The 12930-nt window shown below is 32.1% G+C and carries 13 protein-coding genes; 9 read left to right on the top strand and 4 right to left on the bottom strand.

Features of this window, described 5'->3' with window-relative positions:
• The first annotated feature begins 10 nt into the window (after nucleotides 1-10).
• From H574_RS14200 to H574_RS0111595, 4 genes are all read left to right on the top strand, one after another.
• The gene (locus tag H574_RS14200) at nucleotides 11-1372 is read left to right on the top strand and encodes a DUF5723 family protein (RefSeq protein ID WP_051169884.1); all 1362 of its coding nucleotides are present in this window, start codon (nucleotides 11-13) and stop codon (nucleotides 1370-1372) included.
• 128 nt (nucleotides 1373-1500) lie between these two features.
• Nucleotides 1501-1947, top strand: a complete 447-nt coding sequence (locus H574_RS0111585) for a hypothetical protein (RefSeq protein WP_155912654.1) — start codon at nucleotides 1501-1503, stop codon at nucleotides 1945-1947.
• Between the two features lie 24 nt (nucleotides 1948-1971).
• On the top strand, nucleotides 1972-2787 hold the full coding sequence (gene pyrF, locus H574_RS0111590) for an orotidine-5'-phosphate decarboxylase (RefSeq protein ID WP_027880739.1): 816 nt from the start codon (nucleotides 1972-1974) through the stop codon (nucleotides 2785-2787).
• Nucleotides 2787-3587: an ABC transporter substrate-binding protein gene (locus H574_RS0111595; protein ID WP_051169885.1), complete on the top strand. Its 801-nt coding sequence runs from the start codon at nucleotides 2787-2789 to the stop codon at nucleotides 3585-3587. Before pyrF ends, H574_RS0111595 begins: the two co-directional genes overlap by 1 nt.
• Here H574_RS0111595 and H574_RS0111600 read toward each other — a convergent pair.
• The 3 genes from H574_RS0111600 to purU all read right to left on the bottom strand — a co-directional run bounded on the left by H574_RS0111600 (nucleotide 3555) and on the right by purU (nucleotide 5732).
• Complete coding sequence (locus tag H574_RS0111600) at nucleotides 3555-3752, bottom strand: Lacal_2735 family protein (RefSeq protein ID WP_027880741.1); 198 nt, start codon at nucleotides 3750-3752, stop codon at nucleotides 3555-3557. The two genes, H574_RS0111595 and H574_RS0111600, sit on opposite strands and share 33 nt — an antisense overlap.
• Nucleotides 3753-3998: 246 nt before the next feature.
• A complete protein-coding gene (locus H574_RS0111605; RefSeq protein WP_027880742.1) occupies nucleotides 3999-4700 on the bottom strand; it encodes a DUF4197 domain-containing protein in 702 nt (233 codons plus the stop codon).
• Between the two features lie 183 nt (nucleotides 4701-4883).
• The gene (gene purU / locus H574_RS0111610) at nucleotides 4884-5732 is read right to left on the bottom strand and encodes a formyltetrahydrofolate deformylase (protein WP_027880743.1); all 849 of its coding nucleotides are present in this window, start codon (nucleotides 5730-5732) and stop codon (nucleotides 4884-4886) included.
• A 146-nt stretch (nucleotides 5733-5878) separates the two neighbouring features.
• Here purU and H574_RS0111615 point away from each other — a divergent pair, with 146 nt between their 5' ends.
• From H574_RS0111615 to H574_RS0111635, 5 genes are all read left to right on the top strand, one after another.
• The gene (locus H574_RS0111615) at nucleotides 5879-9301 is read left to right on the top strand and encodes a methylmalonyl-CoA mutase family protein (RefSeq protein WP_027880744.1); all 3423 of its coding nucleotides are present in this window, start codon (nucleotides 5879-5881) and stop codon (nucleotides 9299-9301) included.
• Between the two features lie 116 nt (nucleotides 9302-9417).
• Nucleotides 9418-10035, top strand: a complete 618-nt coding sequence (locus H574_RS0111620) for a DEAD/DEAH box helicase (protein WP_027880745.1) — start codon at nucleotides 9418-9420, stop codon at nucleotides 10033-10035.
• A 77-nt stretch (nucleotides 10036-10112) separates the two neighbouring features.
• Nucleotides 10113-10625 carry a lactoylglutathione lyase family protein gene (locus tag H574_RS0111625; RefSeq protein ID WP_027880746.1) on the top strand — a complete coding sequence of 171 codons (513 nt, stop codon included), beginning with the start codon at nucleotides 10113-10115 and terminating at the stop codon, nucleotides 10623-10625.
• Nucleotides 10626-10635: 10 nt separating this feature from the next.
• Nucleotides 10636-11721, top strand: coding sequence for an SMP-30/gluconolactonase/LRE family protein (locus H574_RS0111630; protein WP_027880747.1), 1086 nt, complete (start codon nucleotides 10636-10638; stop codon nucleotides 11719-11721).
• Between the two features lie 231 nt (nucleotides 11722-11952).
• A complete protein-coding gene (locus H574_RS0111635) occupies nucleotides 11953-12492 on the top strand; it encodes a sigma-70 family RNA polymerase sigma factor (RefSeq protein ID WP_027880748.1) in 540 nt (179 codons plus the stop codon).
• Here H574_RS0111635 and H574_RS0111640 read toward each other — a convergent pair.
• The gene (locus tag H574_RS0111640; RefSeq protein ID WP_027880749.1) at nucleotides 12489-12884 is read right to left on the bottom strand and encodes a hypothetical protein; all 396 of its coding nucleotides are present in this window, start codon (nucleotides 12882-12884) and stop codon (nucleotides 12489-12491) included. The two genes, H574_RS0111635 and H574_RS0111640, sit on opposite strands and share 4 nt — an antisense overlap.
• Between the last annotated feature and the right edge of the window lie 46 nt (nucleotides 12885-12930).

Here is a 12930-nt window from a genome sequence, read left to right on the forward strand (position 1 = left end):
ACCAATTAAAATGAAACTCTTAAAAATCGCTATTATACTATTGGTTTGTAATATAGCCAATGCACAGTCATTTATAGGTTATACTTCAGATAACTATTCTGGTTTACATGGTGTTGCATTAAATCCAGCAAATATTGTAAACTCAAAATTTAGGACAGAAATTAACCTAGCTTCTGCATCTTCAACATTTAATAATGATTATTTTGTAGCAGATTTTAACGAGTTGTTTTCAGGTGAAGACTTTGACGATTCAAGAACAGAACCTAAAGACAATAACAACTTCACTATAAGTGCAGATGTAATGGGACCGTCTTTTATGCTTAATCTTTCGCCTAAATCAAGTATTGGTATCATTACAAAAGGTAGAGTTTTTTCTAACGTTAATGAGCTAAGTGGTGTTTTATTTGAAAATATAGAAGACAACTTTGATGATAACTCAGACTTCACAATAGAAGAAGATAATTTTACAATAACTACACACGGTTGGGCAGAATTTGGTGTTGCTTACGGACATGTATTATTAGATAACAATCAGCACTATTTAAAAGGAGGCGCAACAATAAAGTATTTAAGAGGTTTTGGTAACGCTTACACCATAGGATCAAATTTACTTGTAGATTATGATGCTAATACTTTTATAAATGGAGATGGACAAATAACATCAACAGGAACCATTCAATACGGAAGCTCTAATGCATTTAGTGCAGATGGAGATGGCGATTTTAAACTAGAAGATAACGCACAAGGTTTAGGTGCAGATTTAGGTTTTATTTACGAGTGGCGAAAAGATCCTTTAGATATAGATAATATGTCTAACGCTGCATACAAACTTAAATTAGGAATAAGCATAACAGATATAGGAAGCATTAATTACAAAGATGCAGATGTAAAAGTTTATGATGTTACTAACTCTATTAATGAAGCGCAGTTTAATTCTGAAGAAGATTTTGAAGATAAATTAGATGCATTCTATACCTTAGTAGAAGAAAGAGATGCAACAAAAGTATTGCTTCCAACAGCATTGCATATAACAGCAGATTATAATTTAGACTCTCAATTCTTCTTAAACTTTAGAAGTGATTTATCATTAAGAAAAAAAGGAGAAGTTAACACAAACTCTATAGACAATACATTTACACTTACGCCAAGATTTGAGCGTAAATGGGTAAGTGTTTATTTACCTTTAGGAGTATCAGAATACAGTGGTTTTCAAGCAGGTTTTGGTTTTAGAGCAGGACCATTATTTATTGGATCTCAAACAATTTTGACTAATCTGTTATCAGATTCAAGTCAAGCAGCAAATATATACGCTGGTTTAAAAATACCAATCTATAAAAAAGGTAAATCATATTCTAAAGCAAGTAATAATTAAAAATATAAGCCTCTTTTTGAGGCTTTTTTTATAAAACTAATACATTGTCTACATAAAATTTGAAACACTTATTATTCATACTTTTTATTATAATTACTTCTAATAATATGATTACCAGTCAAAAATTCTTGAGTAGTAATCAGGATTGTATATTTGACCAAACAACTCAAACTGACGAGTTTTTAAAAAATATTGAAGAATTAAAAGATTACGTATGGTTTGATGATGAAAAGAAAGCTGAAATTATTCTAAATGACCATTGGGCATTGACAATAAAAAGAGGAGGATGTGATCATTTTGAGCTTTCTGCTGAGTTTTTTTATGAGAGACCGTTAGATTTTAAAACGAACAAGAAATTAGTATTTGATAATATAATTTGGATTACAAATTTACTTAATGAGTTTGATGGAGATATTATTAAAGAATGTCTGGAGAAAGAAAAATACTCTATAACAGAAGAAAATGAAAATGATTTATTTATCAATTTTCTAGATGAAAGAATTTATGAAAGCTACTTTATGTCTTATAAAAGCGATACAACAACAAATTTTATTGTTTCATATACTATCTATTGATTATTTTTATTTAATGTACTAAACATGACAACACAACAACTAATAGACCAAATCAAAAAAAAGAAATCCTTCCTTTGTGTGGGATTAGATGTAGATTTAAATAAAATACCACAGCATCTTTTACAAACCGAAGATCCTATTTTCGAGTTTAATAAAGCTATAATAGATGCAACACATCATCTTTGTGTGGCATACAAGCCAAATATTGCATTTTTTGAAGCGTATGGTTTAAAAGGTTGGCAAGCTTTAGAAAAAACAATCAATTATTTAAACGAAAAACATCCAGAAATTTTTACAATAGCAGACGCAAAACGTGGTGATATTGGTAATACTAGCACTATGTATGCTAAAGCCTTTTTTGAAGATTTAGCGTTTGATAGTGTGACTATAGCTCCATATATGGGTAAAGATTCAGTCGAGCCTTTTTTAGCATTTAAAGACAAACACACCATACTTTTAGCGTTAACATCTAATCAAGGTGCTTTTGATTTTCAAACTAAACTTGTTGATGGTAAAGAACTTTACAAGCAAGTGTTAGAGACCTCTAAAACGTACGCTAATTCAGAAAACTTAATGTACGTAGTTGGTGCTACAAAAGCAGAGTATTTATCTGAAATTAGACAAATAATACCAAATAGTTTCTTATTAGTTCCTGGTGTCGGTGCGCAAGGCGGTAACCTTCAAGACGTATGTAAATATGGTATGACCAAAGATGTAGGTTTGTTAATTAACTCGTCAAGAGGTATTATCTATGCTTCAAACCAAGAAGACTTTGCACAAGCAGCAGCACAAAAAGCTGAAGAGTTACAAAAGCAAATGCAAGCCATTTTAGAATCATAATGACAGACCATTTAGGTAATCATATTGATATAAGTGTTACGCCAAAACGTATTGTTAGTTTAGTACCTTCTCAAACCGAACTACTTTATGATTTAGGTTTAGAAGAAAGCATTGTAGGTATTACAAAATTTTGTGTGCATCCACTTCATTTTAAAAGTACAAAACAAGTTGTAGGTGGTACAAAAAACATTAAAATAGAAAAGATAAAGCAGCTTAATCCTGATATTATTCTATGTAATAAAGAAGAAAATACGCCAGAAATTGTAGAAGCTTGTCAAGAGATTTGTCAAGTTCATGTGTCAGATATTGTAACTATACAAGACTGTTTGGATTTGATAAACGATTATGGTGTAATTTTTAAAAAACGCACTAACGCGCAACGTATTTCAGATAAAATTCAATTTCATTTAAACAATTTTAAAACATTTATTAAAGCCGAAAAAGTTTTAAAAGTAGCCTATTTTATTTGGAGAGAACCATGGATGGTAGCAGCAAACAATACGTTTATTAATCATTTATTAGAGCTAAATAAATATCAAAATATTTACGCAAATTTAGAGCGTTATCCAGAAATAGAACTAAAAAAAATAAGATTACAAGGCGATCCAGAAATTGTCTTTTTGTCTAGCGAACCTTACCCATTTAAAGATGAACATGCTTTTGAAATTGGACGTAAAACACACCACGCAAAAACCGTTTTTGTAGACGGAGAATATTTTTCGTGGTATGGCTCTAGACTTATAAAAGCGTTTGATTATTTTATAGAGTTAAGAAAGCGATTGAGGACTATCTCTAACTAAAAACTTAAGTTTATTAAGCTTATCTAAAAGCTTTAAAGCCCTATATTCAGATAAGTCGCTTTCTTCATGGTTAGTTTGACGCAAATTATAAGCTTCTTCAACAAGTTGTTTGTAACGTTTGTTAAGTTTTAACTGCTGTTGTTTTAATTTATCTCTACGACTCATAACTTTTAGAGGTTGATTTTCAGTTATTTAAATTAGTTTATTTATTTGAAGAAAAAAAATAAATCTCTAATTTTTTGATAAAAAAAAGAGTCCATTCGCTTTTTCTTCAAAACAGACTCTTTTAATAACTAACTAAACTAACTCAAGTAAAAGAAAATGAGATAACTCCTTCACTTTTGCAGTGCAAAGATGTGATAAATTGCTAGTTTAAATGTTACCTTAACATTATGCAATTATTATATAAAGTTAGTCTTGTAGAGCAAAAACCTTTTTTAATAATTCTGTACCTCTAGAGCTAACCTTGTTTCTTATTTCTCCTTCTTCAACAGCAATCATAGTGTAAACACCTTTCAATGCTTCGTTAGTAACATAATCTGTTAAGTCTGGATTTACATTGTTAGTAAAAGGTATAGCATTATATTTTGTAATTAAATTAGCCCAAATTTGATCAGCGCCAACCTTATCAAAACTATTTTTAATCACCGGATTAAATTTGTTGTAAAGCTCAGTTTTAGTTCTGCTTTCTAAGTAATCTGTTGCAGCGGTGTCATTACCTAACAAAATGTTTTTAGCATCATTAAAAGTAATCCCTTTAACAGCATTAACAAAGATAGGTGTAGCTTCGCTAACAGCATCTTCAGCAGCTCTGTTAAGTGCTTTAATACCTTCGTCTGCAAGGTTGTCTAAACCAATGTCTCTTAAAGCCTTGTCTACTTTCTGTAACTCTTCAGGTAGTAAAATTTTTACCAATTCGTTTTTATAAAACCCATCTTTTTGAGTTAGTTTAGAGACTTGTTTGTCTATCCCTAAATCTAAAGCTTGGCGTAAACCATTAGCAATATCTAATTCAGATACCGTTCCTCCTTGTGGTAATTGGTTAACAACTTGTTGTAGTTCTGCACAAGAGGTAATAGAAATTAATAATAGTAGAGCAAAAATTCGTTTCATAGTAAAATGTTTAGTCGGTAAAGGTACTAATTATTAGGGCAAATATTTTGTTAAACTTACGTTGTCTGCAACGTAAATTCAACAAAATACCACGCTTTCGGCAGTCGCTTTTTTGTGTTGCATAGGTGCAACAACACAAAAAGAGCTTCAACAAAGCCTCAATCGTTTTTGCTAGGCTAAGGATTAAGAAAAAATAACAGTCTTATTGTTAAACACCATAACTTTTCTTTTTAAATGTAGTTTTATAGCGTTAGCTAAAACTATTTTTTCAAGATCTCTTCCTTTGGCAATTAAATCTTCAATAGAATGTGTATGAGACACTCGTTCTACATCTTGTTCAATAATTGGACCAGCATCTAAATCTTCAGTCACATAATGGCTTGTTGCACCAATAATTTTAACACCACGTTTATAAGCACTATGATAAGGTTTTGCGCCGACAAAAGCAGGTAAAAAAGAGTGATGTATATTTATAATTTTATTAGGATACACATCAATTAATCTATTAGAAACAATTTGCATATAACGCGCTAAAACAATAAAGTTTACGTTGTGTTTTTTTAACAATTCTAATTGCTTTGTTTCAGCTTCTTCTTTGGTGTCTTTAGCTACCGGAATATGATAAAACGGTATATTAAAGCTGTCTGCAATTGGTTTTAATGTGTTATGATTGCTAATTATAAACGGGATATTTACATGTAACTCACCACTATTATAGCGACCTAAAATATCGTATAAGCAATGATCATATTTAGAAACAAAAATGGCCATATTAGGCAAGTCTTCGGTATCGTAAATGCGCCATTTCATTTTAAATTTATCGGCTAAAATAGATTTAAAATCAGCTTTAAATGCCATCATGTTAAATTGTTCAAACTCACTTTCTAGACGCATAAAAAATATATCTTGCTCTCGGTCTACGTGTTGGTCAATGTAAACAATGTTTCCGTTATTGTTAGCTATAAAATTGGTGACAGCTGCAATAATACCAGATTGGTCATTGCAATTAATTAAAAGCGTTATTTTAGTCATTGATAACTCGTATAGTTGGTTAACTAAATTACTATAAATGAGGCTAAAAAAAATCTTTATTTATTCTTTTAGAATATTTTAATTTTAATCGCAATTTTTTTGAATTATCCGTAAATTGCAGCTCATAAAAAGATAGATTTTTACGAATGGAACAAATCGCACCATACAAACCAAAACATAAAGTACGTATCGTAACCGCAGCATCACTTTTTGATGGACACGATGCATCTATAAATATCATGCGCCGTATTATACAATCTACCGGCGTAGAAGTTATTCACTTAGGTCATGACCGTAGTGTAGAAGAAGTTGTAAACACTGCTATTCAAGAAGATGTAAATGCTATTGCCTTAACATCTTATCAAGGTGGTCATAACGAGTATTTTAAATACATGTACGACCTTTTAAATGAAAAAGACGCTGGACACATCAAAATATTTGGTGGTGGAGGCGGAGTAATTCTTCCTTCAGAAATTAAAGAATTAATGGATTACGGTATTACACGTATCTACTCGCCAGACGATGGTCGTGAGCTAGGATTACAAGGTATGATTAATGATCTTGTGAAGCAATCGGACTTTGCAATAGGAGATAAGCTGGATGTAAAAGTTGAAGATTTAGCAAAGAAAAACCCAAAAGATTTAGCGCGAGTAATTTCTTCTGCCGAGAATTTCCCAGAAGTAGCTAAAAATACTTTAGATCAAATACATAATAAAAATAAAACATCAAAAACACCAGTTTTAGGAATTACCGGTACTGGTGGCGCAGGAAAATCTAGTTTGGTAGACGAGCTTGTTAGACGTTTTTTAATCGATTTTCCTGAAAAAACTATTGGTTTAATTTCAGTAGATCCATCAAAACGTAAAACAGGTGGCGCATTGTTAGGTGATCGTATTCGTATGAATGCTATTAATTCACCACGTGTGTATATGCGTAGTTTGGCAACGCGTCAATCTAACTTAGCTTTATCAAAATATGTTAATGAAGCGGTTGAGGTTTTAAAAGCTGCCGAATACGATTTAATTATTTTAGAAACGTCTGGTATTGGTCAATCTGATACCGAAATTATAGAACATTCTAATGTTTCTCTTTACGTGATGACGCCAGAATTTGGTGCTGCAACACAGCTAGAAAAGATTGATATGCTTGACTTTGCAGACTTAGTAGCTATCAATAAGTTTGATAAAAGAGGCGCGTTAGATGCTTTAAGAGATGTGCGTAAACAATACATGCGTAACAATAACCTTTGGGACATTCCACAAGATAAATTGCCTGTTTTCGGGACTATCGCATCGCAGTTTAATGATCCAGGAATGAATACGTTGTACAAAACGGTAATGGATAAGTTAGTTGAAAACACTAAAGCCGATTTAAATTCGACATTTGAAATTACAGATCAAATGAGTGAGAAGGTTTTTGTTATTCCACCAAACCGTACGCGTTATTTATCAGAAATAGCAGAAAGTAATCGTGCTTATGATAATACTGCAGAAGTTCAAGTTGAAGTCGCTCAAAAATTATATGGAATTTATAAGACTTTAGAGTCTGTTTTAGATAAAACACCAGAATTGGATAAATCTGGAATTTCTTCAGAATCAATATCTATAGATTCTTCAGAAAATAAGGACTTCATTAAAATGCTTATCGCAGAATTTGACCGTGTCAAACTAAACTTAGATCCATACAATTGGGAAGTCATCACAGGTTGGGAAGACAAAGTAAACAAATACAAAGCACCAATTTATAGCTTTAAAGTTCGTGATAAAGAAATAAAGATTGAAACGCATACCGAGTCGCTTTCGCATTTACAAATTCCAAAAGTAGCGTTGCCTAAGTATCAAGCTTGGGGCGATATTTTAAAATGGACGTTACAAGAAAATGTACCAGGAGAATTCCCATATACATCTGGATTATATCCGTTTAAACGTAAAGGCGAAGATCCAGCACGTATGTTTGCTGGCGAAGGTGGACCAGAACGTACCAATAAGCGTTTTCATTATGTAAGTCAAGGTATGCCAGCAAAGCGTTTATCTACAGCTTTTGATAGTGTAACCCTTTATGGTAACGATCCAGATTTACGTCCAGATATTTATGGTAAAATTGGTAATGCAGGTGTAAGCATTTGCTGTTTAGACGATGCTAAAAAACTGTATTCAGGATTTAATTTAGCAGATGTAAAAACATCGGTAAGTATGACTATTAATGGTCCTGCACCAATGTTGTTAGGCTTTTTTATGAATGCTGCAATAGACCAACAATGTGAGATTTACATTAAAGAAAATGGTCTTGAAAAAGACGTTGAAACTAAAATAGCTAAGATTTACAAAGATAAAGGTGTAGAACGACCACAATATCACGGAGATTTACCGGAAGGTAACGACGGTTTAGGGTTAATGTTATTAGGTGTTACTGGTGATCAAGTATTACCAGAAGCGGTTTATAACGATATTAAAATCAAAACCATCGCTCAAGTAAGAGGAACCGTACAAGCCGATATTTTAAAAGAAGATCAAGCTCAAAATACGTGTATATTCTCAACTGAGTTTGCATTACGTTTAATGGGTGATGTGCAAGAGTATTTTATAGATAATAATGTGCGTAACTTCTATTCGGTATCTATTTCTGGTTACCATATTGCAGAAGCAGGAGCCAACCCAATTACACAGTTAGCGTTGACATTATCTAATGGATTCACTTATGTGGAATATTATTTAAGTCGCGGTATGGACATCAATAAGTTTGGACCAAACTTATCCTTCTTTTTCTCAAACGGAATCGATCCAGAATACGCTGTAATTGGTCGTGTAGCAAGACGTATTTGGGCAAAAGCTTTAAAAAACAAATACGGCGCTAATGCTAGAGCGCAAATGTTAAAATATCACATCCAAACATCTGGTCGTAGTTTACACGCGCAAGAGATTGATTTTAATGATATTCGTACAACGTTGCAAGCACTTTACGCGATTTACGATAACTGTAACTCGTTGCATACTAATGCATATGATGAAGCGATTACAACGCCAACAGAAGAATCTGTACGTCGTGCTATGGCAATTCAGTTAATTATCAACAAAGAATTAGGATTAGCGAAGAATGAAAATCCGTTACAAGGCTCTTTCATTATCGAAGAATTAACCGATTTAGTTGAAGAAGCAGTTTTAGCAGAATTTGATCGTATTACAGAACGTGGTGGCGTTTTAGGCGCTATGGAAACCATGTACCAACGTAGTAAAATACAGGAAGAAAGTCTGTATTATGAAACGTTGAAGCATAACGGAGATTTCCCAATAATTGGTGTAAATACCTTCTTAAGTAGTAAAGGATCGCCAACGGTAATTCCTGCAGAAGTGATTAGAGCAACAGAAGAAGAGAAGCAAAATCAGATTAAAACTTTAGAAAATCTACACAAAGGAAATGATACTGAAAGCTTGTTAAAAGATCTTCAGCAAAAAGCCATTAACAACGAAAATATTTTTGAAGCTTTAATGGATGTTTGTAAAGTCTGTAGTTTAGGACAAATTACTTCGGCGTTGTTTGAAGTTGGTGGACAATACAGGAGAAACATGTAAGTAGATAGAATTTTAGATACACAATAAAATAAAACTAAACACCATAATTACATTTTTAATTATGGTGTTTTTCTTTATACGTTATTTAATCCCTATTTTCGTAGCAAATAATAATTATGTCCTTCAAAAAATACCATCCTTTATTAAAAGAATCTTTGGAAACATTAGGTATTGAACAGCCTAATGCTTTTCAGAAAAAAATATTACCCATTATAAAAAGTGGCGCAAGTGTGTATGGCATTGGACCAAAAGGATGTGGTAAAACGACCGCTTTAATTATTTCTGTTATTCAAAAATTAAAAGCTGAAGCTTTTGAAGACTCGCCAAGAGCATTAATTTTGGTAAAGGACAAACAAGAAGCCTTACAATTAAAAGAAAAATTTGAAGCCTTTACAGCAAATACAGATTTACGATTGTATTGTGCATATGCCGCTAAAAACTTAGAAACGCAACGCGAAGATATTTATTATGGTGTAGATATTTTGATAGCAACACCAAAACAATTAAGCAAATTATATCACTTAAATAGTGTGCATACGGGCGAATTAAAACTGTTTGTGGTACATGATGCAGATTTTATAAATAGAGACAACAATCATAATTACATTTTAAGATTAACCGAAAGTACACCAAAAGCACAGTTTGTAATTTTCTCTGAAAATTTCAATTCTAAAATAGCAGCGTATCAAGATAGCTTTATGTTTAATGCTAGAATGGTGAAGGTGAAATCTTAAATTTTATAATACCTATAACATACTTTCTTTTAATTACCCAATAACTTTGCTAGTTATAATAATTATAAAACAAAGTTATGACAACATATCCAAAACGATTTTCGCACATTGGTATTACAGTACCAGATATTAATAAAGCTGCAAAATTTTACTCAGAAGTGATGGGTTGGTACACCATTATGCCGCCATCTTTAGTAAAAAAAGAAACAGATACCGCTATAGGACAAATGTGTATAGATGTTTTTGGCGACGATTGGGAAACTTTTGAAATCGCACATTTAGCAACGTCAGACGGTATAGGTGTAGAGCTATTTAGTTTTCCTCACGGTAAAAAAGAAGCACCAGAATTTAATCCATTTAATACAGGTTTGTTTCATTTTTGTGTGCAAGACCCAGATATTGAAGGTTTAATTGAAAAAATTGTTGCTGCTGGCGGAAAACAACGTATGCCAATTAGAGAATATTATCCAAACGATAAGCCTTATAAAATGTGTTATGTAGAAGATCCTTTTGGGATTGTTTTTGAGATTTATACGCACAGTTATGAGTTAACCTATTCGTCTGGTGCTTATGCAAATGAAGACAAATAAAAGAGTTAAAATGAAAAGATTATTGATATTATCTCTATTTTTTATCTCGTTTTTTGCTTGTAAAAATGATAAACAAAAAGAGACAGAAACTATTGAAACTACAGAATCAATTTCTGAAAATAAGCAAGAGATTATCGAAGTAGCTAGTTTTAAAGGTCAGCAAGTTACAGGAGTAACAGTTACAGAAAACGGTCGTTTGTTTGCTAACTTTCCTAGATGGCGCGATACGGTTAAATATTCTGTAGTCGAGGTGTTTGAAGATGGTTCTTTTAAGGCTTACCCAAGTGATATTTGGAATTTATGGCAACTAGACGATCAGCCAAAAGAGGATCAATTTTTAGGTGTACAATCTGTAGTTGCTTTTGAGGATAAATTATATGTCTTAGATACGAGAAATCCTAAATTTTCTGGTGTTGTAGATGCGCCAAGAGTGTTTGTATTCAACTTAAAGACTAATACTTTAGAGCAAACTTACAAGTTAGATAAAGATAGTTATCATAGCGATTCTTACATTAACGATTTGCGTGTAGATAAGGTAAATAATAAACTATATTTTACAGATTCTGGTCACGCAGGATTAGTCGCTTTAGATTTAAACACAGGAAAAAGTACCCGAATTTTAGATAACCACAAAAGTACAACAGCGGAAGTCTCTGAGCTTACTTTTGATAACACCGTTTGGAAAAATACAGTACATTCTGACGGAATAGCGTTTGACCCAAAAAAGCAACGCTTATTTTACCACGCGCTAACAGGTTACAGTTTATATTCTATTCCAGTAAGTAGTTTCAATTTAAAAGATAAAGCCAAAATTGAAGCTTCTGTAACATTAGAAGTTAAAACTGCAGCACCAGACGGAATGATTTTTGACCAAAAAGGTAATCTGTATTATGCCGATTTAGAACACAATAAAATTGATTATATCACACCAAACGGCACTATTAAAACATTAATTGAAGGCGATAAGGTAAAATGGGCAGATACTTTTAGTATTTACAATGGGTATTTATACTACACCAATTCTAGAATTAACGAGGCTTCAGGCGATATAAGTGACTTAAAATTTACTATAAATAAAGTCGAATTACCAAAATAACGTAAGAATTATGCATCTTTTTTAAAGTTTTATCGTCTATTAAGTGAACCCTAAAAATTTATTCACTTATGAAGACAGATAAATCTTGTAATTGCAATTGCGAACCATGTAATAACGGAAGATGTGCAGACTGTACTTGTCAAAATTGTACATGTACAAATTGTAATTGTTAAACCTAAAATCGGCTTAAGTTTTTTTTGAAAATTTAAGCTGATTTTTTTATATTAAAGTATGACTACAAAGCACGTTTGGGATACCTATGCGCATGATATAAAACGCTTTATCTTAAGTAAAACTAAAGATGAAAGTATTGCAGATGATATTTTGCAAGAGACCTTTATAAAAGTACATACCAAATTACAAACCCTAAAGAATGATGATAAACTAAAACCATGGTTATTTTCTGTGGCGCGCTATACGCTTATGGACTACTTTAAAACTAAAAAAAATAAAGTAGAGCTAAATGATTTTGAAGTAACAGACACCTTAGAAAACCATGAGCATACAGAAAAAGATTGCTTAAGAGGTATTTTAGTCAATCTACCTAAAAAATACAGAGAACCTATTTTTTTGTCAGACATTATGGGTTTAAAACAAAAAGAAGTCGCTAAGCGTTTAAACCTTTCCTTGTCTACCGTAAAATCTCAAATACAACGAGGCAGAAAACAAATAGCACAAGGCTTTATGGATTGTTGTGGTTACGAAATGAACAATGATGGTTACTTAGTTGGCGAGTTAAAGGACAAGGACGATTGTAAGATTTGTAATTAAAGCGTCATCATCCAATTACGTTGTAACTTTCTAAATACTCTAAGTTCTTTTTTTAACAACGGAAGAAAGTCTTTACCATTACTATTACATCTTTCTAGTCGTTTACAGTTTCTGTAAAGTCTATTAGTTAATCGTCTAACAGATGCTGCATGTTTAAGTTTTTTATCAGAATGGCGTTGCAATTCGGCATTAATAATTTCTGGAGCTAGAGATTCAGATTGTTGCACAATATCTCCAGAAAAATAGATGTTGTTATCCTCTTTTCCATCTTCATATAAATAGGCTAAATCTTGATTTAAATAAGACGAAATACTTCTAGACAGTGTAAAAATTTGTATAGCCTGTTTGTAAACGGGTAAATCTGATAGGTGTGAAGGGACTTGAGCCGACATTTTAATTTTTCTTTTTACCAAAATTACTAACATGATAACGTTTTCG

The organism is Mesoflavibacter zeaxanthinifaciens DSM 18436 (assembly GCF_000422365.1).
GTDB classification, from domain to species: Bacteria; Bacteroidota; Bacteroidia; order Flavobacteriales; family Flavobacteriaceae; genus Mesoflavibacter; species Mesoflavibacter zeaxanthinifaciens.